Consider the following 22,007-nt stretch of genomic DNA (forward strand, 5'->3'; position numbering starts at 1 on the left):
TTCCCGCACGGCACAGGAGTAGCGTGGGGGGCATGAGCGAGCAAGCAGGACCCAGTCACTACGGCGGCGCCAACCGGCATCACAAGCCCAAGCCGTTCGCCCCCATCGACTTTGAGCCGTTCGCCGGCGGCCCGGATCCTGCGCGCGTTTCCGAGGCGGCACATCTTGCTGCCCAGGCGCTGGTGCGCCACGGCCGCGACAGCGACGACCCCGTCATCACTGAACGGCTGGTCAAACTGACGGATGAACAGGGCCTGGAAGCCATCGCCGAGATGTGGGCCGAAAGCCCCGCACGGTCCCTGCCGGGCGCCCTCTGGCGGCTGTATGCACTCCGCGCGGCCACGGTCCAGGATCCGGAACGGATCTCGGTCTACTTCCGCGCGGGCAAAGACACCGCGCAGGTCTCCCATGTGGTGGCCGGCGCTGCTGAACCACCGGGAGCCGAGGAAATGCGGGCCATGGCTGACGCCATTCTTTCGGGCGCGTTCGACGGCGAGTTCGACGTCGCGCTGGAACGTTCCGCCGCTTTCTGCCGCGTGGTGGCGCTCGGCCAGGCGACCCTCGCCGATGGTGCCGAACACGGCAATGAGGCCCACGCGAGCAAGCTCACGCGCAACTCACACCAGCTCGTAAAGACCGCTGAAGACCTTGAACATGCGGCGAATGCCTGGCGCCTGGGCGAGCTCGACTGACCCAGCAGGCCCGATCTGTCAATGTTGACTTGAGCCAGCCGACGTAGAACACTGAAACTGGTGTCGAACCGCGAAACCCCCGGGCTTCAACATTTAGCCGCCTAGAGCGGCCTACCGCCGAGAGGCGTATCCGGTTCGGCACCATTTTTATGCCTGCTTACAGGCCACGGGCAGGGGCCGGGTAGAATCAAAACCAGTTGCCGGCCTGCGTCAAGTCACAGTGGGCGGCCCCCGACCCAGTCCATACCCGGAGACCGGTAACCCAACGTGAAGCTGCGCCTTTTTCCCCAGGAGCCTGCAGGGCTGACCCTGTTATCCCAGATGGCCCAGCAAATTGTGCACGCCAGCGCCACCCTGGCCGAGCTCCTGGGTGTCCCCGCCACTGAGCACGCCAAGCTCGTGGACGACATGCACAACCACGAGGCAAAATCTGCCGAGCTGCACTTCGCCCTGCTCACCCACATGCGCACCAGCTTCGTGAACCCGCTCCCCCGCGAAGACATGTACTCCCTGTCGCGCTATCTCAATGAGGCCCTCGAAAAGCTGGACGGCGCCGCGGAACTCGTGTCCCTCTACAAGCTGGACCGGCTGCCCAAGCGCGCCGCGGACCAGCTGGAGATCATCAGCCGGCAGGCCGAACTCACCGTGGACGCCATGCGACGGCTCGACAACCTCGATGACCTCGAGGACTACTGGATCGAGATCCTCAGGCTGGCCAAACGCGCGGAACGGACGCACCGGGTCTGGGTGGCAGACATGATCCGGGACATGAAATGGGCGCAGTACTCCCGAAACCGCGACGTCGCCAACCAGCTCGTGGAAGTCACCAAGGACATGCGCCGCATCGCCACCCAGGTAGGCAGCATCATCGTCAAGGAATCCTGACGTGACAGCAGTGATTTTCGGCGCCGTGGTCCTGCTGACTGCGGCGTTCGCCTTCCTCAACGGCTTCCGGGACGTCTCCAACGCCGTCGCGCTTGCAGTCCGCACCAGGGCTCTCACGCCCAGTGTGGCCGTCCTGCTGGCCGCCCTCTTCAACCTGCTGGGCGCCCTGCTCAGCGCCAGCCTTGTGGTGGCTGTCAGCCGCACCTGGATCCACGTTCCTGACGGGACCAGCGGCCTGAGCATCCTGATTGCGGCTGTGGCCAGTGCCTGCGTCTGGGGCCTGCTGATGTGGTGGCGCGGCATGCCTTCCTCCTCCACTCACGCACTGGTGGGCGGCCTGGCCGGCGCGGGCATGGCCAGCCTTACGGTGGGAGGCCTGGGCGTGGGCGGAGTTGACCGGTCACTGCTGGTCCAGGTGATCCTGCCGCTGCTCCTGTCCCCCATCGTGGCCTACGTCGGCGCGTACCTGCTGGTTTTTCCGGCAACGTGGGCGGCGCGCCATACCCAGCCCAACGTGGTCAACCAGCGCTTCCGCCGCAGCCAGGCCATCGCGGCCGGGGCCGTGGCATTCGGCCACGGCCTGCAGGACGGCCAGCGGGTAGGCGCCGTGCTGCTGCTCGCCCTGGTCGCGGCCGGTTATGCCGACGGCGGGAGCTATCCTGTCTGGGTGGCACTGGTGGCCGCCATCATGATCACCGCCGGGACGCTGTTTGGCGGCTGGCGGATTGGACACACCATCGGCTACAAGATCACCAGGGTTGATCCGTTACGCGGCTCGGTGGCGCAGACGTTCAGCGCCATCATGCTGTTTGTGGGCGCCATTGCGATGCATGCACCCCTCTCATCGACTCACACCGTGACGTCCTCCGTGCTGGGCGCCGGCGGGAACCAGCACTTTGCGGTGACCAACCGGAAACTGGTTATGGAGATCCTGGGGCTATGGGTTCTCACGCCAGCGGCGGCCGCGGTCATGGCCTTTGTGTTCGCGCTGGCTCTGTCACCCCTGTCAAGCGTCTAAGGGCAGCCCGGGATGCTCCTCAAACGAAGGCCCCTTAAAACACAGAATCGACTGCTCCGTAAAGGCCCTTTTGAGCTGTCAAAAGGGCCCTGGGCCCACGCCGGCAGGGTTCCCTGGCCGAGCTTGCGAGCGGCTGGTGGGCCCACGCCGCCAGGGTTCCCTGGCCGAGCTTGCGAGGTTAGGGCGGCGGTGGGGACTATCCGAAGCGGCCGGACACGTAGTCTTCGGTGGCCTTCACCGTGGGGTTGCTGAAGATGTTCTGGGTGTTCCCATATTCGATCAGCTTGCCCGGCTTGCCGGTCCCGGCGATGTTGAAGAACGCCGTCTTGTCGGAGACGCGTGCGGCCTGCTGCATGTTATGCGTCACGATCACCACGGTGTACTGGTCCTTGAGCTCATTGATGAGGTCTTCGATGGCCAGCGTGGAGATGGGGTCCAGCGCCGAGCACGGCTCGTCCATGAGGATCACCTGCGGTTCCACGGCGATGGCGCGGGCAATGCAGAGACGCTGCTGCTGGCCGCCGGACAAGCCCGAGCCCGGCTTCTCCAGGCGGTCCTTGACCTCGTTCCACAGGTTGGCGCCCCGAAGCGAGCTTTCCACCAGGGCGTCAGCCTCGCCCTTGGAGATCTTCTTGTTGTTGAGCTTCACACCGGCCAGCACGTTGTCCCGGATGGACATGGTGGGGAACGGGTTGGGCCGCTGGAAGACCATGCCGATCTGCGAACGCACGGCCACGGGGTCAACGCCCGGTCCGTACAGGTTGTCGCCGTCCAGCAGGACTTCACCTTCAACACGGGCGCCGGGGAGCACCTCGTGCATGCGGTTCAGGGTGCGCAGGAACGTGGACTTGCCACAGCCTGAGGGACCAATGAAGGCCGTCACGGACTTGGCCTCGATGTTGATGCTGACATCCTCCACGGCCAGAAAATCGCCGTAGTACACGTTCAGGTCTTTGACGTCGATGCGCTTAGACATGATGTTCCTTCACTTGCTGGGGGTACGGATTGAAGTCTAGGGTTTGGTCGCGAGGACCGGAACGGCCTGCCGAAAACTTTTTCAGCGGCCCGTCTTGGGGGCAAAAATCCTGGCGATCAGGCGGGCACCGAGGTTCAGGACCATCACCAGGATGATCAGCACCAAGGCCGCGCCCCAGGCCCGCTGCGAGGACGGGTCGGGGTTGGCCGGCGACGTGGGGTTCAGGATCTGGGTGTAGATAAACGTGGGCAGCGAGGCCATCCAGCCGCTGAAGACGTTGTTGTTGATGCTGGTGGCGAACCCGGCGGTGACCAGGATGGGCGCGGTCTCACCGATGACACGGGCGATCGCGAGGGTGACGCCGGAAGCGATGCCGGAGATCGCCGTCGGGATGACCACCTTGATGATGGTGCGCCACTTCCGCACGCCCAGCGCGTAGGCTGCTTCGCGCAGCTCGTTGGGGACGATCTTCAGCATTTCTTCACTCGACCGCACCACCACGGGGATCATCAGCACGGAAAGCGCCACGGCGGCGACTGCACCGGTTTTGGTGCCCGGCCCAACCACTGCGAAGAAGAAAGCTGCCGCGAAGAGGCCGGCGACGATGGACGGGATACCGGTCATAACGTCCACGAAGAACGTGATGGCACGGGCCAGCCGGCCATCGTTGCCGTACTCCACAAGGTAAATGGCTGTCAGCAGGCCGACGGGCACGGAAATGAAGGTGGCAACCAGCGTCATCTGGATGGTGCCGATCAATGCGTGGTAGATGCCGCCGATGACCGGGGCGCCCTCTTCGACTGCCCGGTTGTCGTAGACGCCCGTGACGCCGTTCATGGAGCTGGTGAGGAACCCGGGGGCGATGAGGCCGGGGATGCCGTTGACCAGCACCGTCCAGATCACGGAGATCAAGGGGAGCAGCGCGATCAGGAACGAGCCCACCACCAGGCAGGTGGCCAGCTTGTCCTTGGCTTTGCGGGAGCCTTCGACGACGCCGCTCCAGCTGACCAGGCCAATGGCGAAGAGCACGGCCGAGACGATTCCCCAGCCAAAGGCGTTAAAACCGATCAGTGCCAGGATCGCCGCACCAACGATGAGGGCGGCTGCCAGGACAACATACGGTGCGTAGGACGGCAGCTGGCCCTTGGTGAGGGCTGAACGCTTGCTGCGCACCGGTGTGAGAGTGGAGGACATTTAGTTTGCTCCCGAGAATTCTTTGTGCCGGCTGATGATCCAGCGGGCGATCATGTTCACAGCCAGCGTGATGACGAACAGGACCAGGCCGGCGGCGATCAGCGTGCTGACCTTGAGGCCGCTGGCTTCGGGGAAGTTCAGGGCGATTTCCGCAGCAATGGTCTGGTTGCCGGACGTAATCAGGCTGGCGGTCAGGGCTCCCGAGGAAAGGACCAGCGCCACGGCCATGGTCTCGCCCAGCGCGCGGCCCAAGCCCAGCATAACGGCGCTGATGATGCCCGGGCGGGCGAACGGAAGGACCGACATCTTGATCATTTCCCAGCGCGTTGCGCCGAGCGCCAGAGCCGCTTCCTCGTGCAGTTTGGGGGTCTGCAGGAAGATTTCACGGCTCAGGGACGTGATGATGGGCAGGACCATCACCGAAAGCACAATGCCCGCAGTCAGGATGGTCTTGCCGGTGGCCGATGCGGGCCCCTGGAAGATGGGCAGCCAGCCCATGTTCTCGGCGAGCCAGTTGTACGCCGGGGAGATCTCCTTGGCAAGGAACGCTGCGCCCCAGGCACCGTAGATCACCGACGGGATGGCGGCCAGGAGGTCAACAACGTAGCCAAGGCTGGTGGCAAGCCCGCGCGGCGCGAAGTGCGAGATGAACAGGGCTACGCCAATGGCGATGGGGGTGGCGATCACCAGGGCAATGGTTGCGGCGATGAGGGTGCCGATCACAATCGGCCAGATGTAGGCGAAGAAGCCTGCTCCGCCTTGGATTTCGGCGGCCGGTGCTGTCAGTGCCGGAATGGCCTGGACAACCAGGAAAAGCGCCACGCCGAAGAGGACGGCGAGGATGAGGCACCCGGCGGCCAGTGCGGCTCCGGAAAAGATCTTATCCCCGGCGCGGCCTGCGCCCTGGGAACTACTCAGGGGGGTGGCGGTCATTCCAGACCCTTCGGTTTGTGGTGGTGCCAATAGCTAGCTTACAAAAGCCAAGTTCCCCGCCCCGCCTTTCGGCGTGGCGGGGAACTCGGTTCAAGGCAGGTATTTAGGACTTGACCTTGATGGATTCGATGGCCTTGTTGGCCTTCTCGGCGAGAGCCGGGGAGAGCGGTGCAGACTTCGCGGACTCAGCAGCCGTCTTCTGGCCAGCGTCCGAGACTACGTAGCTTTCGAAGGCCTTGACCAGGTCAACGGTCTCCTGCTTGTCGTAGGTGGAGCAGACAACGTGGTAGGAAACCAGGACGATCGGGTAGGCGCCCGCAGCGGTGGTCTTGCGGTCCAGTTTGATGGCCACGTCGGTGGCGGAGCGGCCTTCGACCGGCTTGCCGGCTTCAACAGCCTTGGCAGCAGCTTCGGCGGAGATCTTGACGAACTCTTCACCCACCTTGATGGAGGCGGTGCCCAGCTTGCCGCCCACGGCGGAGTCATCCGCGTAGGTCACGGCGCCCGGGGTGTCGGTGACGGTCTTGACGACGCCGGACGTGCCCTTGGCATTTTCACCCTTCAGGCTCGCGGGCCATACGCCGTCGGCCTCGTCGGTCCAGACCTCGGGTGCAGCTGCGGCGAGGTAGTCGGTGAAGTTGGTGGTGGTGCCGGAGTCGTCAGAGCGGTTCACCGGCGTGACCTTCAGGTCCGGGAGCTTGACGCCTTCGTTCAGGGCGGCAATAGCCGGATCGTTCCATTTGGCGATCTCGCCGCGGAAGATCTTGGCGAGTGTGGGAGCGTCAAGCTTCAGCTCGGTGATGTCCGGGAGGTTGAATGCCACGGCGATCGGGGAGATGTACACCGGAATGTTGAGGGCGCCATCGGGACCGCACTGGGCCTTGGAGCTGGCCAGTTCTTCGTCCTTGAGGTACGCGTCTGAGCCGGCGAACTGGGCCGAGCCGTCGATGATGGCCTTGCGGCCTGCGCCGGAGCCGTCCGGGGAGTACTGCACAGTGGCACCGGAGTTGGCGGCGGCGAAGCCGGCCTTCCAGGCGTCCATGGCCGGACCGGTGGAGGAGGCGCCGATGCCGGTGAGCGTGCCGGTCACCTTCGTGCCGGAAGTCTGGGTGCCGGCAGGCGTGGTGCCCGTGGCGTTGTCTGAACCGCAGGCGGTGAGCGCGAGTGCGCCGGCTGCGATAACAGCGATAGCCGCGTGGCGGCCGAAACGGAGTGCCTTCACTAGATGTACCCCTTCCAGGGTTATTCAGTAGCGGGCAGGGCCGGAGACGCCCTGCAGCGCGATGCGTACGTTTTGTACCTTCATCGAATTTAGGGTCCACAGGTAACGGGATTGGCGGCCAAGAGTGAACGTAAGGTTAACGACGGTTGGACATTGGCCAACATGTGCGGCGTCACCATTGCGCAGGTCACACTTTTGGCCCTAGTGACCTGACCGGGAAATAGACTGGAACGCATGGCCGCAGCAGCAGGACTCTCAGCAAGCAGGCGTTTCCTGCGCGGTCGGATCCGCACGGGCCTGATCCGGAGCCGGAACTCGCTGCTCCCCGCCGTCCAGATGACCGCGTGCGCGGTGGGCGCCTACGCCTTCGCCGAGTATGTCCTGGGGCATTCCGGTCCCCTGTTCGCGGCAACTTCCTCCCTGATTGCCCTGGGCTTCTCACGTGACCCGCGCCTGCGCCGGGTGATGGAGGTGGGCCTGGGCTGCACCATCGGCATTGCCGTTGGTGATCTGCTGCTGCACTGGCTGGGCAGCGGAATCTGGCAGGCCGCCGTCGTCCTCCTGTTCTCCATCCTGCTGGCCCGCTTCCTGGACAGCGGCAACATCTTCACCACGCAGCTGGGTCTGCAGTCCTTGCTCGTTGTGCTGCTGCCGGCGCCCGATGGCGGGCCGTTCACGCGCAGCATTGACGCCATTATTGGCGGCGTGTTCGCGCTGCTGGTGACCATCCTTGTGCCCAAGGATCCGCGCCGGGAACCCCGCAAGGATGTCCGGAAGCTGCTCCACGAACTGGCCGAAGTGCTGCGGGAATGCGCCACGGCCCTGACTAACAGCGACTCCACGCAGGCGTGGCACGCGCTGATCCGCGGCCGGAACTGCCAGCCGCTCGTGGACGCGATGCGCCATTCACTGCGCGCTTCCGGCGAGGTGGCCACCCTCGCACCCGCCCAGCGCCGGCACCGCGACGAGTTGGAGCGGCTCACGCAATCGTTGGACTCCATCGATCTCGCCCTGCGCAACAGCCGGGTTTTTGCGCGCCGGCTCACCAGCGCCATCAACCATGCCGCACTGTCCGATGAGGCGACCGAGAACATCGCCGAGGTGCTGCAGGATACCGCGGCGGCGATCGATGAACTTTCGCTGGGACTCGCCGAAACGCACGACGGCGTCCGCCGCGCCCACCTGCGCACCGCCCGGCTGGACCTCAGTGAAATCGCGCTGCGGCTGCACCCCAGGCTGCTCAAGGTCCAACGCCTGGAGGGTGAGACCGTTGTGATGCTGTTCCGGCCATTGATGGTGGACCTGCTGGAGGCCACCGGGATGGATGCCCGCGAGGCGCGGGACGTGCTGCCGGGCCTGTAGCCGCCGGTGGTTGGGCTCGTCGAAACCTGGTGCCGTCCCCTCTATGTCGGTGGCCGCCAGTAGGGTGGAACCCATGGCAACTAAGACTTCCCGCGCCTCCAAAGCGCCCGCATACAAGTGCGCCGAATGTGGCTGGACCACGGTCAAGTGGGTGGGGCGCTGCGGCGAGTGCCAGGCGTGGGGCACCGTTGAGGAAACCGGCGCGGCCGTCGCGCGTACGACGGCGGCAACTACAGTCCTGGAACCGGCGCGGCGGATTGCCGAAATAGACGCCACCACTGCGGCGTTCCTGCCCACGGGCGTGGACGAACTGGACCGTGTCCTGGGTGGCGGACTCATTCCGGGGGCTGTGATTCTGCTGGCCGGCGAGCCGGGCGTGGGCAAGTCCACGCTCCTTCTCGATGTCGCTGCGAAGTTCGCCCGCACCGCGCAGGACGTCCTGTACGTGACCGGCGAGGAGTCCGCCGCGCAGGTGAAGCTGCGCGCGGAGCGGATCGACGCCGTCGCGGATTCCCTGTATCTCTCAGCCGAAACGGACCTCGGGCAGGCCCTGGGGCAGGTGGAAAAGATCGAGCCGCGCCTGCTGATTGTGGACTCTGTCCAGACCCTCAGCAGCGCGGACGTGGACGGCAGCGCCGGCGGGGTGTCGCAGGTGCGCGAGGTGGCGGCGTCCATCATCGCGGCAGCCAAGCGGCGCAACATGACCACGCTGCTTGTGGGCCATGTGACGAAGGACGGGTCCATCGCCGGGCCGCGCCTGCTGGAGCACCTTGTGGACGTGGTGTGCCAGTTCGAAGGCGAACGCCATTCCCGGCTCCGGATGCTGCGCGCGGTGAAAAACCGGTATGGACCTACTGACGACGTCGGCTGTTTTGACCTGAATGAGAACGGGATCGAGGGCCTCACGGACCCCAGCGGGCTGTTCGTCAGCCGAACCAAGGAGCCGGTTTCCGGCACGTGCATCACGGTAACCATGGAGGGGCGGCGGCCCCTGCTGGCTGAAGTGCAGTCGTTGCTGGCCGAGAGCCCCAATTCGCAGCCCCGCCGTGCCACCAGCGGCCTGGACAGTTCCCGTGTGTCCATGCTGCTGGCGGTCCTGCAGCAGCGGGCCGGCTGCCTGCTGCACAAGGACGATTCCTACGTGGCAACGGTGGGCGGCGTGAAGCTCAGCGAACCCGCCACGGACCTGGCAGTTGCCCTGGCCGTGGCTTCCGCCAAGGCCCGCAAGCCGCTTCCCATCAGGCTGATCGCCTTCGGCGAAGTGGGCCTGGCTGGCGAGGTGCGTCCCGTGCCAGGCATTAACCAGCGGATCCAGGAAGCCCACCGGCTGGGGTTCACCCACGCCGTGGTTCCGGCCAGCCATAACGGCCCCGGACCTGTCCCGGCGGGGTTCTCTGTCCGCGAGGTGGAGCACCTCACGGAGGCGCTGAGTTTGCTGATCGGCTAGGCGGAGCCCGCTGGCCTGGTAGGTGGCCGGTCGGCCCAGCCTAGGTGTTGAGGGGCTTGAAGCTTTCCGCGCCGGCAAACCACCCGGATTCCGGAGCGTCTCCAGAGTGGTCCCAGGGCGCCCCCTCCACCAGCGGCCCGACATGGCGGAACTTGCCGCCGAAGAACAGCAGAGGGGCGCGTTTGGTGATGTCCATGGAGATCACTTCGCCCACCACGATGATGTGGTCGCCGCCGTCGTAGATGTTCCAGGGCCGGCACTCCAACGTTGCTGCATTCTTGAGCAGCACTGGAACGTCGCCATCAAGCGCCCATTCGGGCTCATCCTCAAGGACTTTCCCGGCAAAGTGCAGGGCCACAAGCATCTGCTCGAGGGAGAGGATGTTGATGGCGAATGGGGCCCCTTCCAGGTAGCGCGCAGCCCGCGACGTGCGGGTCAGCGTCACCTGGGCGAGCGGCGGATCCAGTGACACCGCGGTGAAAGCGTTCACCGTGGCGCCGTGCGGCACACCTTCCTCGGACCGGCAGGTCACAACCGTGACTCCGGTGGCAAATCTCCCGAATGCATGCCGGAGTTCGCGGGTATCAATCGGGACCATGACAGCTTCCTGAGTCATCGTTGCCTCCTTGGATGGGGCCTGATTTTTGGCAATGCGGCATCAGGGCGGGCCGTAGGGGGAAGGCTGGTGGCGGAATGTCCGCCCCCGCCGGCATGGCGTGCGCCCGTGCTGGACGCTTGGATCACAATCCTGTGGATCAGTCCTTCAGGTCAGTCCTCGGGGTCGAGGACGAAGTCGTAGGTGACTTCACGGCCGTGTCCGTCAGCGCGATCGGCGGGAGCCAGGACGAGCTCGGGCTTGACCGCCGAGGCGATATCGTCAGCAACGTGCTCGTCGCCTTCAAAGTACAACTGGGTAGTAATGAGCTGGTGGCCGGGTGCCGATACCTTCAGGTGCAGGTGTGCGGGCCGCCAGGCGTGCCAGCCGGCAGCCGCGATGAGGGCGCCGCAGGCACCGTCCGTGGGGATCTGGTACGGCGCAGGCTGCATGGTGTTGATCTGGAAGTTGCCCTGGTCGTCGGCAATGATGCAGCCGCGCAGGTTCCATTCGGGCAGGCCCGGCGCGAACTGGGAGTAGAAGCCCAGGTCATCGGCATGCCAGAGCTCAATCAGGGCACCGGCGAGCGGTTCGCCTGCCACACTCCGGACCTGGCCTTGGAAAAGGAGCGGCGTGCCAGGCTCATCCTCGCGCATCGGCAACGTAGCCGGTGTGTCCTGGGAGGGAGCGTTGGGGATGTAGTACGGGCCCTCAATGGTGCCTTTGGAGCCGTGGCGGTTGGCGTTGGCCACTTCCTCAACGGAATGTTCCACCCAGACGTCCAGGAAGAGCGGCCATTCGCCGTCCTCGCCCACCCTGATCAGCCAGGCTTTGAGGGCGTTGTACTCCTCGTACGTGACTTTCTCGTCCAGAACGGTGTCGTTGACCGCTTTGATGATCCTGCCGGCCAGGGCACCGACCCGCTCGGTGCTGGTGCTGGCGGCAAACTTCTTGTTCTCCCGGAACCGGGCGGTTGCCCCTGCGCCAGAAGCTGCTGCTGTGGCTTCGGTTTCGGTGCTCATGCTGACTCCTTTGTCGATGAATCCTGTGGGTTTCCGGATGCCCGCCAAGTGCCGACCAACTGACTACTGTGCGCTGCATCACATCCAGTGTTGATTCAACCCTAGGACTGGAATTGAGCGAGGGGAAATACCTATTTCAGCCCTATTGAAATGGACTGCATATGAATCACGACGGCGGCAGGGCGGCCGCCGTCGCCTACTGCTGCCGGTACTTCTTGAGTTTGTCCGGGTCGATTTCCGCGCCCACGCCGGGCACTTCCCGCACCCTGATGGAGCCCGCCACGATCTCCAGCGGCTCGGCCAGCAGGTCATCGGTCATGTCCAGGAAATTGGAGAGTTCGCCGGCGCGCCGGGAGCTGGACTCGAAGGCGGCACCGAAAGTCACCGTGGCAAGACTGCCCACTTGAGTGTCGATCTGGTTGCCCATGGTGACATCCACCCCCAGCCCCTCGCACAGCCCAAGGATTTTCTGCGCCTCGGTGAACCCGCTGCGTGCGGTCTTGATGCAGACGCCGCTGCTGCCTCCGGAAAGCAGCTCACGGGACACGTCCCCGAGGGTGCTGAGGCTTTCGTCCCCAACAATCGGGATGCTCGAATGCTGTACCAGCCGCCGTCGTCCCATGGCCTCACCCGCGTCGCAGGGCTCCTCCAGCATGGACAGCCCAAGGCCTTCCGTGCGGCGGAGCACTTCCATGGCTTCGTTGGCGGTCCAGCCCCGGTTCGCGTCAAGGTAGATTTCGGTATCCGCTCCAAGGCCTTCGCGGAGCACATGGCATGCTTCGATGTCCAGTGACAGCGGCCGGCGCCCGGTTTTGAGCTTGAAGGTGTCGATGCCATAGGTCTCACGGAACCGGAGCGCTTCCGCCAGCAGCTCCGCGGCCGGCTTGAATCCGAGCATGTGGGACACCCTCATACTGTCCGTGAAGCCGCCCAGCAGCTTGTGGACGGGGGTGCTGAGCGCGACGCCGATGATGTCCCACAGCGCAATGTCCAGGGCGCCTTTGGCTGTGGGATTGTGGACGGTCCGGCGCAGGATCTGCTGGACTTTGGACCGGTCCAGCGGGTCCAGCCCCAGCAGCTGCGGAGCGAACACTTTGTTCACCACGGAGACAATCGAATCCTGCGTTTCGCCGTAGGTGTACGGCCGGGGAGGCGTATCAGCCACACCCATGATCCCGGTGTCCGTGTGCACGCGGATCAGGACATGGTCAGCGGTGGTCACCTCTCCGCTGGCGAACTTCAGCGGCCGCGCGTACGGGATGGCGTAGGGGATGGCTTCGATGCGCTCGATTCTCATGGAGTCGGGCCTTTCGTCCCTGACGGGGCATGGGAGCCAGGGAGGGCATCAAAAAGCTCCAGAAAACTACGCAGCAGCGGCGTTTCGGTGCCCGCTATCCATGCCACGGCCAGGTCCACCGGCGGCGGGTTGCGCAACGGCCGGAAGGCGACGCCCTGGAAGGAGAACATCCGCGACGTCATGGGAACCAGCGCGATGCCCATCCCGGCGGCCACGAGGGAGAGCAGGGTGGAGGTCTCCTTGGCTTCCTGGATTACCTTGGGCTGGAATCCAGCTCCCCGGCAGGCGTCTACAAAAATGTTGCTGACCGCTGAATAACCCGGGTAGCTGATGAAGCCCTCTGCCGAAAGGGCGGACAGGTCCAGGCTGCCTTTCTCTGCCCACGGAGAATCGGCAGGCAGGGCTGCCACCAGCTGGTCCTGCTCCAGCAGCTTCAGGCCGATGCGCGATGAATGCACCGGAGGTCGCAGGACGGCGGCGTCTAGCCTGCCTTCCTCCAGCGCGGTTTCCATCTGCGGCGTCAGCATTTCGCCCTGGACGGTGATGCGCAGTCCGGGAAGGGTGCGGCGCGCAGCCTGGACGATGACAGGCATCAGCCGGTAGGTGGCGGTGCCCGTGAATCCCACACGCAGCACCCCGGCTGCACCGTCGCCCACCTGCCGCACATCGGATTCGAGCACGGCAAGCTCCTGAAGCAGGACGCGTCCCCGGTCCAGCAGGACCTGGCCTGCCGGCGTCAGCTCCACTTTCCGGGTGGTCCGGATAAAAAGCGGAGTGCCCAGCTGTTCCTCCAACTGCCGGATCTGCTGGGAGAGCGGCGGCTGTGCCATGTGGAGCCTGGCAGCCGCCCTGCCGAAGTGCCGCTCTTCTGCAACGGCGATGAAGTACTTGAGATGACGCGTCTCCAATGATGCCCCTCCATGTTGAGCCGGCGTGCCGCCATGCTGAAATCAAGCCTAGGAGCGCGTATTAGTAAAAGGAAGTACGCATTTTCCGCCGACTGGAACCTTGTAGGTCCTAATACACCTCGCCGTATTGACCTCCGAGCGGCCGGCGGTCAGCTCCCAGTAATCACGAGCGCAACGCTGTGCCCGCCGAAGCCGAAGGCGTTCACCAGGCCGGCGGGGGCGGTGCCGGGAGCCAGCGTGTGGGCGTTTTCCGTGACGACGTTCAGGTTCACTTCGGGGTCCAGCTCATCGATGTTCACCGTGCCCGGGAGCTGTCCGGTCTGCAGGGCCTGGACCACCACAACTGCAGCGAGGGCACCGGCGCCACCCAGCAGGTGGCCGGTGTGGCCCTTGGTGGACGTAACCGGCACGTCAGCACCAAAAATGGCGTTGATGGCCTGGGCCTCAAGCCGGTCCCCCACCGGGGTGGATGTTGCATGGGCGTGGACGAAGCCGATCTCCGCGGCTTCCATGCCGGCCGAGGCAAGAGCCTTTTGCATGACCCGCCGCTGCATCTCCGGGTCGGCGGCCACGATGTCATTCGCGTCGGACGTGACCGCCCCGCCTGCCACGGCGCCGAGGACGGCGGCGCCGCGTGCCCGGGCATGCGCTTCACTCTCAAGCACCACAATCCCGGCACCTTCTGCGAGGACAAAGCCGTCGCGGCCGGCGTCGAACGGGCGCGACGCCCGCTGAGGCGCATCGTTGCGCGTAGACAGGGCGCGGATCTGGGAAAAACCGGTGATCACCAGATCGTTCACGGACGCGTCCACGCCGCCGGCAATCACGACGTCGGCCGCCCCGGACCTGATCATTTCGGCACCCTGGACAATTGCTTCGGCGCCGGACGCGCAGGCGCTGACGGGCGTGCGTGCCCCGCCTCGGGCGCCGAGGTCGATGGACACCCAGGCTGCGGGGCCATTAACCATCAGGCGGGTGAGGGTGTGCGGCGACACGCGGCGCGGGCCGCCGCTGGCCAGCGCGCGGTCCTGCTCCAAGGTGGAGCCAAGGCCGCCGTAGGCAGAGCCGATCACCACTGCAAACCGCTCGGGGTCCACGTCCGGCGCCCCGGCCTGCTGCCAGGCTTCGCGGGCAGCCACCAGCGCCAGCTGGCCGCACCGGTCCATCCGCTTCAGCTCGCGCGTGGTGAGATGCTCGGAGAGGTCGGCGGTGACCTGCCCGGCCATGCGCACGGGCAGCCGCTCCGCCCAGTCCGCATCCAGCGCGGCGATGCCTGAATCCCCTGCCACCAGACCGGACCAGGTCTCGGCCACGGTGGAGCCGAGGGGGTTGATAGTGCCGGCGCCGGTGATCACCGCGCGGGGTTGTTCTGCAAACATCTTTGTTCCTGGCTCTCGGGTTATTCAGGGGTGCTGGTGGGTCTGCCGGCGCAGCTTGGGGGAACGGCTACTTCGCCGGGTTGTGCGTGCCGATGGGCACGAGGGTCAGATCGGGGTGGTTCTTCTCGATCCGGCGGAGCGCCCAGACGTCGTTGAACAAGGCGAGGTATTCGCCGTCGGACCGCAGCAGTACCTCAGCGCCCGGCACGTTGGCCAGCGCGGGCATGGCGTCCGCCGTCGAAATCCTGGCGATGGAGTACGGCAGGCGTTCCAGCCGCATGGGCGCGCTGAAGTCGTGGGCCATCCGGTCCTCCACCACTTCGAACTGCATGGGTCCGACGGCGGCAAGCACCGGCGCCTGGTCGCCGCGGACGTCGGAGCGGAGCACCTGGATGACGCCCTCGTGCTCGAGCTGCTCGATGCCGCGGCGGAACTGCTTGAACTTACTGGGGTCCTTGGACCTTGCCACCTGGAAGTGCTCCGGGGCGAACAGCGGAATGGCCGGGTACTCCACGGCGTCCTCGAGGAAGAGGCTGTCGCCAACGCGCAGCGAGGAGGCGTTGACCAGGCCCACAACGTCGCCAGGGTAGGCCTCGTCGATGACCTCGCGTTCGCGGCCGAACACCTGCTGGGCGTACTTCGTGGCGAAGGACTTTCCGGTCCGGGTCTGGGTGACCACCATGCCGCGTTCGAAGACGCCCGAGCAGACGCGGATGAAGGCCACGTGGTCACGGTGGGCTTTGTTCATGCCGGCCTGGACCTTGAAGACGAACCCGGAGAACGGCGACTCGACGGCGCGGGGGCTGCCCTCGATATCCGGGCGGGGCGCTGCGGGCGGCGCGAAATCAACCAGGGCGTCCAGGATTTCCTTCACGCCGAAGTTCAGGGCGGCGGAGCTGAACAGGATGGGCGTGGCCGAGCCCGCATGGAAGGCATCGACGTCGAACTCAAGGTTGGATTCAATCACCAGGCCGGCTTCGTCCACGGCGTCGGACCAGTTGTTGCCCTGGCTTTCCGCGGCTTCCTCCGGCGTGAAGTACTCGGTCAGCGCGATGTTGGCGCCGGCATTGTTGCGCTGGAACCGGGCGAAGCGGTCGTTGCGGAGGTCCCAGACGCCGCGGAAGTCGCCGGAGATGCCCACGGCCCAGGTCAGCGGCATGGGCTGCAGGCCGGTCCGCTCGGTAATTTCGTCCATCAGGGCCAGTGCGTCAAGGCCGGGGCGGTCCCATTTGTTGATCACGGTGATGATGGGCAGGTTCCGAGCCTTGCAGACTTCAAAGAGCTTCATGGTCTGGGTTTCCAGGCCCTTGGCGGCGTCAACCAGCATCACGGCGCAGTCAACGGCGGCCAGGACGCGGTACGTGTCCTCGGAGAAGTCCGCGTGGCCGGGGGTGTCCAGCAGGTTGATGACCGTGTCCCGGTAGGAGAACTGCAGGGCGGCGGAGCTGATGGAGATGCCGCGGTCCTTCTCCATTTGCATCCAGTCCGAGACCGTTTCCTTGCGGTTGGCTTTGCCGCTGGAGGCGCCGGCGGTGCCGATCACCTTCGCGTGCAGCGCCAGGGCCTCGGTGAGCGTGGACTTGCCGGCGTCGGGGTGCGAAATAACAGCAAAGGTCCGACGCCGGGCCGCCTGTTTGTGAATCTCGTTGACCCGGGCGGGGCTAAGGACATCTTGGGACACGGTGCTACTTTCGCTGCGGTGGGGTACCCCAAGGCGCTCGGCAGGCCTTAAGGGGAAGCGTGGCTCTCTGACAGCCAAGATCCCAGTTTATCGCAGCGGCGGCGCGACCCTACAATGCCGGTACCCCAACAGCCGAAACGCGGGTGGGCCATCCGGACCAAAGTGGCCCACCCGGCAACCGCCGTCGAATGCATTCCGCGCCTTTCGACGGCAGCCCCTAACGAGGCACTTTAGGGCTAGCCCGTGCGGTTGTTCGGGTTTCTTACCCCTATCATTGACCTTGCGGGAAAATGAGTACTTTTGGTCCTGCCGGCTGAGTGTGAATTCCGGCATTCTGCGGGCGTCAGTCCGCACCTTTGAAGGGAACACCTATGGCGCGGAGCCCCGAAGAATCGCTCAAGGCGACTCTGGGCAGAGTGGCTCCGGGAACGCCGTTGCGCGATGGACTGGAACGCATCCTCCGGGGGCGCACCGGCGCCCTGATAGTCCTGGGCATCGACCGGACCATCGAATCCATCTGCTCGGGCGGTTTCGACATCGGCATCGACTTCTCCCCCACAAGGCTTCGCGAGCTGGCCAAGATGGACGGCGCCATCATCTGTGACAAGGACGCGGGAAACATCCTGCGGGCCGCCGTCCAGCTGGTCCCGGACTCCAGCATCGAAACCCAGGAATCCGGCACCAGGCACCGCACCGCCGAACGCGTGGCCATCCAGACCGGCGTCCCCGTGATCTCCGTCAGCCAGTCCATGCAGATCATCGCCCTGTACGTCAACGGTCTCCGGCACGTCCTGGAGGGATCCGAAAAGGTCCTGGCCCGCGCCAACCAGGCCCTTGCCACCCTGGAGCGGTACCGCTCGAGACTGGACCAGGTCACCAGTTCCCTGTCCGCCCTGGAGATCGAAGCCATGGTGACAGTCCGCGATGTCGCCGTCACCCTGCAGCGCCAGGAAATGGTCCGCCGCATCTCCGAAGAAATCTCGCAGTACGTCCTGGAACTCGGCGAGGACGGCCGCCTCCTGTCCCTCCAACTGGATGAGCTGACCGTTGGCCGTGGCCCGGGCAGCGACGTCATCATCCGCGACTACGCCTCCCCTGACGCTTCAGCCGACGACATCGAAAAGGCCGTAAGCGCCCTGGTGAACCTCGGCCCCACCGAGCTGATCGACCTCGGCAGGATCTCCGGAATCGTAGGTTTTGCAGGCGGCGAAGCCAACCTGGACGCCGTAGTTCAGCCCCGCGGATACCGGCTGCTTTCCGGCCTCAAAGCGGTTCCCAAAGCCGTTGCGGACCGCCTGGTGGACCACTTCGGCGGCCTGCAGTTCCTGATGGCGGCCACCATCGATGACCTGATGACCGTGGACGGTATCGGCGACCAGCGCGCCCGGACCGTCCGCGAGGGCCTGAGCCGGATGGCCGAAGCGAGCCTGCTGGACCGTTTCCTGTAATCCCCGCCGACTGGTCCCCACCGGCCAACCTCAATCGATTGCTCCCCACCGGCCGGGTTCCCTCGATGGGTGCGGGCGTCAGTTGAGCTGGAACACTGCCTTGGGGCTTGCCCTCGAGCCGAGCTTTGCAGTGAAAATGTAATAGGCCCCGCCGCCGCCGGGCTTCGCCTCAACGGGCTGGCAGCCTTCGATTGAGCGGTTCTGTGCCCACGGGAAGTTGGCCGTCTCGCTGGCACCCGGCGCGATGGTCTTCACGAGGTCTTCGCTTTTGGCCTGGCAGTCCTTGGACGAGAAAATCCTGTCCGGTCCGCTGGTCACCAGGAACTCCATCTGGGACGTCCCGATGTTCACTTCGCAGGGCATGGTGCCGCCGTTTGTCACCTTCAGGCTGAGGAGCGGTTTCTCATCAGGGCCATACGCAGGCTTATCCGTCGACCCCGAAACTGTGACCAGGTTCTGGTTGCACGTGGGCGTCGGAGTGGGCGTGGGCGTAGGGGCGCTGCTGGGCGCTGCCGACTGCGAATCGCTGGGAGCCGGTGCCGCTCCGGTGGTGCCCGGCGTCGCGCCGTCGGTGGAGGACGCCTGCTCGGTGCCATTGAAGGCACCGGCCACGGCAAAACCGCCAAACGTCAGCCCCAGCACCATCAGGAGGGCTATCCCCACAAACAGTCGACGGCGGCGGTAGACGGCGGGGCTCGGCTTTCGCGGCGAACCGGAACCGGTCCGGGAACCGGTAGCGGATGCCGTGTTGCGCTGTGATGAATTGCCCTGCCTGCCCATCCTTCTAGGCTAGAGAACCGGCCGGATTCCGCCCGCCCACCACGCCGTTGCCCAGCCAACGCGAAGGTCACACTTTGCCGACGGCGGCCTTGCAGGGCGTCTTGGCATGCGCCACGAAGCATCAACTACAGTGTGGGGATCGACGCTATAACCCTCTCCCCAGCTATGACCGCGGACAGTGCACCCCAGGGCGGCCCCATCGCGGCCCAGCCACTCGCGGCTGAACCCGGCGCCGGCCACCTCACCGGACTGCACCGACGGATCACGGGCTGGTTCGCGGAGACGGCGCGGGAGCTTCCCTGGCGCGAACCGGACTGCTCACCGTGGGGCGTGCTGGTCAGCGAAGTCATGCTGCAGCAGACACCCGTGGTGCGGGTGCTTCCGGTTTGGCGGGAATGGCTGGAACGCTGGCCCACCCCGGCCGGCCTTGCGGACGAACCCGCGGGCGAAGCAGTGCGTTCCTGGGGCCGGCTCGGCTACCCCCGGCGCGCACTCCGCCTGCACGCCGCCGCCGCCGCCATCGTCCGCGACCACGGCGGAAAAGTCCCCGGCACCTATCCCGAGCTGCTGGCACTGCCCGGCGTGGGCAGCTACACGGCCGCGGCCGTGGCCGCCTTTGCCTTCGGACGCCGGGAGACTGTGGTGGACACCAATATCCGGCGCGTGCACGCACGCCTCATTTCCGGCGTCGCACTCCCCTCCCCGTCCCTGACTGCAGGGGAGATGCGGCTCGCCGCGGAACTGATGCCGGACGACGACGGCACTTCCGTGCGCTGGAACGCGGCAGTCATGGAGCTGGGGGCGCTGGTGTGCACGGCGCGGGCGCCGAAGTGCGCCGCCTGCCCGGTGCGGGACTCCTGCGCCTGGCTGGCAGCCGGCGAGCCGCCGCCGTCGTACACGCCCAAAGGCCAGGCGTGGCACGGCACAGACCGCCAGGTCCGCGGTGCCGTGCTGGCTGTGCTGCGGCTCGCGGACGCCCCGGTGCCGGCGGAAATGTTCCAGCAGGAGCCCGCGGACCTGGGCTTCGCCGCTGCCGGCATCGGCGTGCCGTTGTCCGCGCTGCACCGGCTGAACTCCGCCCCCGAACAGCTGGAGCGCGCCCTGGCCGGGCTGCTGGCCGATGGGCTGGCCGAGCTGCACCAGGGCGGCTTCCGGCTCCCCGCGTGAGGCGGTTTTTAGGGCAGCCGCGGCCCGGATGGCATACTTTCTGGTGACTCGAACCGGGGGAAATTAATGAGAATCGTGCTGTACATCATCTGGGCGCTGTTCGTGACGGGGGCCGTTATCGCGCTGGTCCAAACGCTGCGTAAAACCAAGCGCCAGGAAAAGCTGATTGCCAGCTGGCCGAAGGTCCAGGCTACCGTCACCGGCAACGTGGGCGGCTGGACCGGTGGCACCGGCGGCTCATCGCAGAGCCGGCGCTTCTACCCCACATACCAGTTCGCCGACCCGAACGGCACCCTGTACGCCGGCGAATCGGAGGTTTCGTACCGTAACCAGCAGGTGCCTGGATCGCTGGTGGAGGTGGCGTACAACCCCGTGAATCCCAACCAGTCGTTCCAGGTGGCGTCCGAATCCAAAATGATACTGGGGTGCATGGTGCCGTTCTTCGCACTGTTTTCACTGCTGCTTTTCTGGGTTGCCGGCGCCTTCCCGCTGGGCTGACCATGGACTCCCTGAAGCTGGTTTTTGTGGTGCTTCCCGGGCTTTTCCTTGTTCTGGGCCTGATCCTGGCGGGCCTGTCCCTGTCCGCATCTTTCCGCCGCAAACGTTCCATGGCCGGGTGGGCGCGGGCCGACGCCACGGTGACGGGCAACCTGCATGGCAAGGACGGGCCCGGGAGCAACGGCCGGGACCGCTTTGCGGCGTCCTACGAATTCGAGGACGCCAACGGCAAATGCTGGCTGGGCCAGTCCGATGTCTACAGTCCGGACCAGTCGATCATCGGCGAGCGCATCGCCGTGCTGTACAACCCGGCCAACCCGGCAGAGTCCACGCTGCCGGTGTTCGTCATCGCCAAAGGCCGGATGGCCACAGGTCTCATTTTGGTGCTCTTTGGGGCAGGGGCGATAACAATGTTTGGGTCACTTCTCTGGTAGCTGGGACGCCCTGAAGGCCCCGGTTCTACGCTGAAGTATGCGCAAGTCTGGCCTTCTTCTGGCACTGATGACGACGACGGCACTCACGTCCTGCTACTACTTCTACCCGGTCCCGACGCCCTGTCCGGCGATCGCGCAGGCGTCAGCTGTCTCGGTGACCATTCCGGTTTCCTACGTGCCGCGCGTGGGGACCCTGCGTCTGAAGGCGTGCCAGGACGGTGCGTGCAAGGAAGACACTGTGGAACTCCGCCCTGGCATGGTGTCCGTGGACCAGGGCTGCAGTCCTGACGGTGTCTGCTCAGCCACGGCATCGCCCGATGGGACGTTGACGGGCACGCTGTTCCTGGATTCCCTCACCGAGGCTCCGATGTCGGTGACTGCCACCGGAACCGCACCCGGCGGACAAGCCCTGCCGGTGCGTACGCTGGACTTCCGGCCGCGCGGGGACTTCCCCTTTGGCGAACAGTGCGGACGGTTTGTCACCGCGTCCGTAGTGCTCGACGCCGAGGGCCTGCGGCAAAGCTCCTGACCAGCGGCTTCGTTCCGCCTCACGCGGAATTGCATGCCGTTGTGCCCGCTTGAAGCGGGAGTATTTGGCTGCATTTCGAAATCGCCTTTCGTTAATTACCCATTTTAGTTTTTACGCACCGCCGGTAAAGCGACTTTATTCAACATTTCGGCGCGGGATAATTTCACCGACCGTCAGCGGGCAGCAAACTGCGGGAAGCCGCTCATTAGTCCGGCGGGCATTGAAATGCGCTTGGCGGGCGGTCGCATGGGGCGAAAATCCGCGCCAGCGCCGGGCGGGAAGCCTGCTGGCCTCGCCCCTGAGCGATAATGGAGGAAGAAAGGCCCGCGCGCCAGCCGGCCTCTGTTGATCGCCGAAAATAGTCAAAGTCTGCCAATTCTGCTGGGCGCCCATCCTTTTTATCCAGGTGGTTGTGCAGTGGTCCCACCGCCCTCCAAGGCAGGCTCTTGACTTCCACCGGCAATACTCTTAGCGTCTGTTTTACTAACACTGTGAATGTTAGATTTAGAGAGTCAACTGGACGCCAGACGGGGGGTTCCG

The 22,007-nt window shown here is 65.4% G+C and carries 21 protein-coding genes; 10 read left to right on the forward strand and 11 right to left on the reverse strand.

Annotated elements, in window-relative coordinates; translation table 11 throughout:
• Positions 1–32: 32 nt before the first annotated feature.
• The 3 genes from J2808_RS06060 to J2808_RS06070 all read left to right on the forward strand — a co-directional run bounded on the left by J2808_RS06060 (position 33) and on the right by J2808_RS06070 (position 2,595).
• The gene (locus tag J2808_RS06060) at positions 33–692 is read left to right on the forward strand and encodes a hypothetical protein (protein ID WP_164202932.1); all 660 of its coding nucleotides are present in this window, start codon (positions 33–35) and stop codon (positions 690–692) included.
• Between the two features lie 267 nt (positions 693–959).
• Positions 960–1,577, forward strand: coding sequence for a DUF47 domain-containing protein (locus tag J2808_RS06065; RefSeq protein ID WP_309813164.1), 618 nt, complete (start codon positions 960–962; stop codon positions 1,575–1,577).
• Between the two features lies 1 nt (position 1,578).
• Positions 1,579–2,595: an inorganic phosphate transporter gene (locus tag J2808_RS06070; protein WP_309813167.1), complete on the forward strand. Its 1,017-nt coding sequence runs from the start codon at positions 1,579–1,581 to the stop codon at positions 2,593–2,595.
• Between the two features lie 196 nt (positions 2,596–2,791).
• On the opposite strand, the gene pstB is transcribed toward J2808_RS06070, so the two are convergent.
• The 4 genes from pstB to pstS all read right to left on the reverse strand — a co-directional run bounded on the left by pstB (position 2,792) and on the right by pstS (position 6,920).
• On the reverse strand, positions 2,792–3,571 hold the full coding sequence (gene pstB / locus J2808_RS06075; protein WP_309813170.1) for a phosphate ABC transporter ATP-binding protein PstB: 780 nt from the start codon (positions 3,569–3,571) through the stop codon (positions 2,792–2,794).
• 81 nt (positions 3,572–3,652) lie between these two features.
• On the reverse strand, positions 3,653–4,765 hold the full coding sequence (gene pstA / locus J2808_RS06080; RefSeq protein WP_309813173.1) for a phosphate ABC transporter permease PstA: 1,113 nt from the start codon (positions 4,763–4,765) through the stop codon (positions 3,653–3,655).
• Positions 4,766–5,698 carry a phosphate ABC transporter permease subunit PstC gene (pstC, locus tag J2808_RS06085; RefSeq protein WP_309813174.1) on the reverse strand — a complete coding sequence of 311 codons (933 nt, stop codon included), beginning with the start codon at positions 5,696–5,698 and terminating at the stop codon, positions 4,766–4,768.
• Positions 5,699–5,801: 103 nt separating this feature from the next.
• On the reverse strand, positions 5,802–6,920 hold the full coding sequence (gene pstS, locus J2808_RS06090) for a phosphate ABC transporter substrate-binding protein PstS (protein ID WP_309813177.1): 1,119 nt from the start codon (positions 6,918–6,920) through the stop codon (positions 5,802–5,804).
• Positions 6,921–7,154: 234 nt separating this feature from the next.
• Here pstS and J2808_RS06095 point away from each other — a divergent pair, with 234 nt between their 5' ends.
• Positions 7,155–8,282 (forward strand): FUSC family protein, encoded by a 1,128-nt coding sequence (locus tag J2808_RS06095; RefSeq protein ID WP_309813181.1) that lies wholly within the window; start codon positions 7,155–7,157, stop codon positions 8,280–8,282.
• A gap of 73 nt (positions 8,283–8,355) precedes the next feature.
• Complete coding sequence (gene radA, locus J2808_RS06100) at positions 8,356–9,729, forward strand: DNA repair protein RadA (protein ID WP_309813184.1); 1,374 nt, start codon at positions 8,356–8,358, stop codon at positions 9,727–9,729.
• 40 nt (positions 9,730–9,769) lie between these two features.
• On the opposite strand, the gene J2808_RS06105 is transcribed toward radA, so the two are convergent.
• The 6 genes from J2808_RS06105 to J2808_RS06130 all read right to left on the reverse strand — a co-directional run bounded on the left by J2808_RS06105 (position 9,770) and on the right by J2808_RS06130 (position 16,611).
• A complete protein-coding gene (locus J2808_RS06105; protein WP_309813187.1) occupies positions 9,770–10,345 on the reverse strand; it encodes a flavin reductase family protein in 576 nt (191 codons plus the stop codon).
• A gap of 152 nt (positions 10,346–10,497) precedes the next feature.
• The gene (catA, locus tag J2808_RS06110) at positions 10,498–11,346 is read right to left on the reverse strand and encodes a catechol 1,2-dioxygenase (RefSeq protein WP_309813190.1); all 849 of its coding nucleotides are present in this window, start codon (positions 11,344–11,346) and stop codon (positions 10,498–10,500) included.
• Between the two features lie 196 nt (positions 11,347–11,542).
• A complete protein-coding gene (locus tag J2808_RS06115; RefSeq protein WP_309813195.1) occupies positions 11,543–12,643 on the reverse strand; it encodes a mandelate racemase/muconate lactonizing enzyme family protein in 1,101 nt (366 codons plus the stop codon).
• The gene (locus tag J2808_RS06120) at positions 12,640–13,551 is read right to left on the reverse strand and encodes a LysR substrate-binding domain-containing protein (protein WP_309813199.1); all 912 of its coding nucleotides are present in this window, start codon (positions 13,549–13,551) and stop codon (positions 12,640–12,642) included. Before J2808_RS06120 ends, J2808_RS06115 begins: the two co-directional genes overlap by 4 nt.
• Positions 13,552–13,700: 149 nt before the next feature.
• Positions 13,701–14,930, reverse strand: coding sequence for a beta-ketoacyl-[acyl-carrier-protein] synthase family protein (locus tag J2808_RS06125; protein WP_309813203.1), 1,230 nt, complete (start codon positions 14,928–14,930; stop codon positions 13,701–13,703).
• A gap of 67 nt (positions 14,931–14,997) precedes the next feature.
• Complete coding sequence (locus tag J2808_RS06130; protein ID WP_309813207.1) at positions 14,998–16,611, reverse strand: peptide chain release factor 3; 1,614 nt, start codon at positions 16,609–16,611, stop codon at positions 14,998–15,000.
• A 371-nt stretch (positions 16,612–16,982) separates the two neighbouring features.
• Between J2808_RS06130 and disA the strand changes: the two genes are divergently transcribed.
• Positions 16,983–18,059, forward strand: coding sequence for a DNA integrity scanning diadenylate cyclase DisA (gene disA / locus J2808_RS06135; RefSeq protein WP_309813210.1), 1,077 nt, complete (start codon positions 16,983–16,985; stop codon positions 18,057–18,059).
• Positions 18,060–18,137: 78 nt separating this feature from the next.
• Here the strand turns inward: disA and J2808_RS06140 are convergent, their stop codons facing one another.
• The gene (locus J2808_RS06140) at positions 18,138–18,839 is read right to left on the reverse strand and encodes a hypothetical protein (RefSeq protein WP_309813214.1); all 702 of its coding nucleotides are present in this window, start codon (positions 18,837–18,839) and stop codon (positions 18,138–18,140) included.
• Between the two features lie 165 nt (positions 18,840–19,004).
• Between J2808_RS06140 and J2808_RS06145 the strand changes: the two genes are divergently transcribed.
• The 4 genes from J2808_RS06145 to J2808_RS06160 all read left to right on the forward strand — a co-directional run bounded on the left by J2808_RS06145 (position 19,005) and on the right by J2808_RS06160 (position 21,467).
• Positions 19,005–20,006, forward strand: a complete 1,002-nt coding sequence (locus J2808_RS06145) for an A/G-specific adenine glycosylase (RefSeq protein ID WP_397427994.1) — start codon at positions 19,005–19,007, stop codon at positions 20,004–20,006.
• A 66-nt stretch (positions 20,007–20,072) separates the two neighbouring features.
• Positions 20,073–20,504 (forward strand): DUF3592 domain-containing protein, encoded by a 432-nt coding sequence (locus J2808_RS06150; RefSeq protein WP_309813216.1) that lies wholly within the window; start codon positions 20,073–20,075, stop codon positions 20,502–20,504.
• Positions 20,505–20,506: 2 nt separating this feature from the next.
• Positions 20,507–20,938 carry a DUF3592 domain-containing protein gene (locus J2808_RS06155; protein WP_309813220.1) on the forward strand — a complete coding sequence of 144 codons (432 nt, stop codon included), beginning with the start codon at positions 20,507–20,509 and terminating at the stop codon, positions 20,936–20,938.
• Positions 20,939–20,975: 37 nt separating this feature from the next.
• Positions 20,976–21,467, forward strand: coding sequence for a hypothetical protein (locus J2808_RS06160; protein WP_397427995.1), 492 nt, complete (start codon positions 20,976–20,978; stop codon positions 21,465–21,467).
• Positions 21,468–22,007: the final 540 nt, after the last annotated feature.

Source organism: Pseudarthrobacter sulfonivorans (assembly GCF_031454915.1).
GTDB classification, from domain to species: Bacteria; Actinomycetota; Actinomycetes; order Actinomycetales; family Micrococcaceae; genus Arthrobacter; species Arthrobacter sulfonivorans_C.

Excerpts from the sequence above, each read along its gene's own strand:
- J2808_RS06060 (WP_164202932.1), top strand. The coding sequence starts at position 33 with ATGAGCGAGCAAGCAGGACCCAGTCACTACGGCGGCGCCAACCGGCAT.
- pstB (WP_309813170.1), bottom strand. The coding sequence starts at position 3,571 with ATGTCTAAGCGCATCGACGTCAAAGACCTGAACGTGTACTACGGCGAT.
- pstA (WP_309813173.1), bottom strand. The coding sequence starts at position 4,765 with ATGTCCTCCACTCTCACACCGGTGCGCAGCAAGCGTTCAGCCCTCACC.
- pstC (WP_309813174.1), bottom strand. The coding sequence starts at position 5,698 with ATGACCGCCACCCCCCTGAGTAGTTCCCAGGGCGCAGGCCGCGCCGGG.
- J2808_RS06095 (WP_309813181.1), top strand. The coding sequence starts at position 7,155 with ATGGCCGCAGCAGCAGGACTCTCAGCAAGCAGGCGTTTCCTGCGCGGT.
- radA (WP_309813184.1), top strand. The coding sequence starts at position 8,356 with ATGGCAACTAAGACTTCCCGCGCCTCCAAAGCGCCCGCATACAAGTGC.
- J2808_RS06105 (WP_309813187.1), bottom strand. The coding sequence starts at position 10,345 with ATGACTCAGGAAGCTGTCATGGTCCCGATTGATACCCGCGAACTCCGG.
- catA (WP_309813190.1), bottom strand. The coding sequence starts at position 11,346 with ATGAGCACCGAAACCGAAGCCACAGCAGCAGCTTCTGGCGCAGGGGCA.
- J2808_RS06115 (WP_309813195.1), bottom strand. The coding sequence starts at position 12,643 with ATGAGAATCGAGCGCATCGAAGCCATCCCCTACGCCATCCCGTACGCG.
- J2808_RS06125 (WP_309813203.1), bottom strand. The coding sequence starts at position 14,930 with ATGTTTGCAGAACAACCCCGCGCGGTGATCACCGGCGCCGGCACTATC.
- disA (WP_309813210.1), top strand. The coding sequence starts at position 16,983 with ATGGCGCGGAGCCCCGAAGAATCGCTCAAGGCGACTCTGGGCAGAGTG.
- J2808_RS06140 (WP_309813214.1), bottom strand. The coding sequence starts at position 18,839 with ATGGGCAGGCAGGGCAATTCATCACAGCGCAACACGGCATCCGCTACC.
- J2808_RS06145 (WP_397427994.1), top strand. The coding sequence starts at position 19,005 with ATGACCGCGGACAGTGCACCCCAGGGCGGCCCCATCGCGGCCCAGCCA.
- J2808_RS06150 (WP_309813216.1), top strand. The coding sequence starts at position 20,073 with ATGAGAATCGTGCTGTACATCATCTGGGCGCTGTTCGTGACGGGGGCC.
- J2808_RS06155 (WP_309813220.1), top strand. The coding sequence starts at position 20,507 with ATGGACTCCCTGAAGCTGGTTTTTGTGGTGCTTCCCGGGCTTTTCCTT.
- J2808_RS06160 (WP_397427995.1), top strand. The coding sequence starts at position 20,976 with ATGCGCAAGTCTGGCCTTCTTCTGGCACTGATGACGACGACGGCACTC.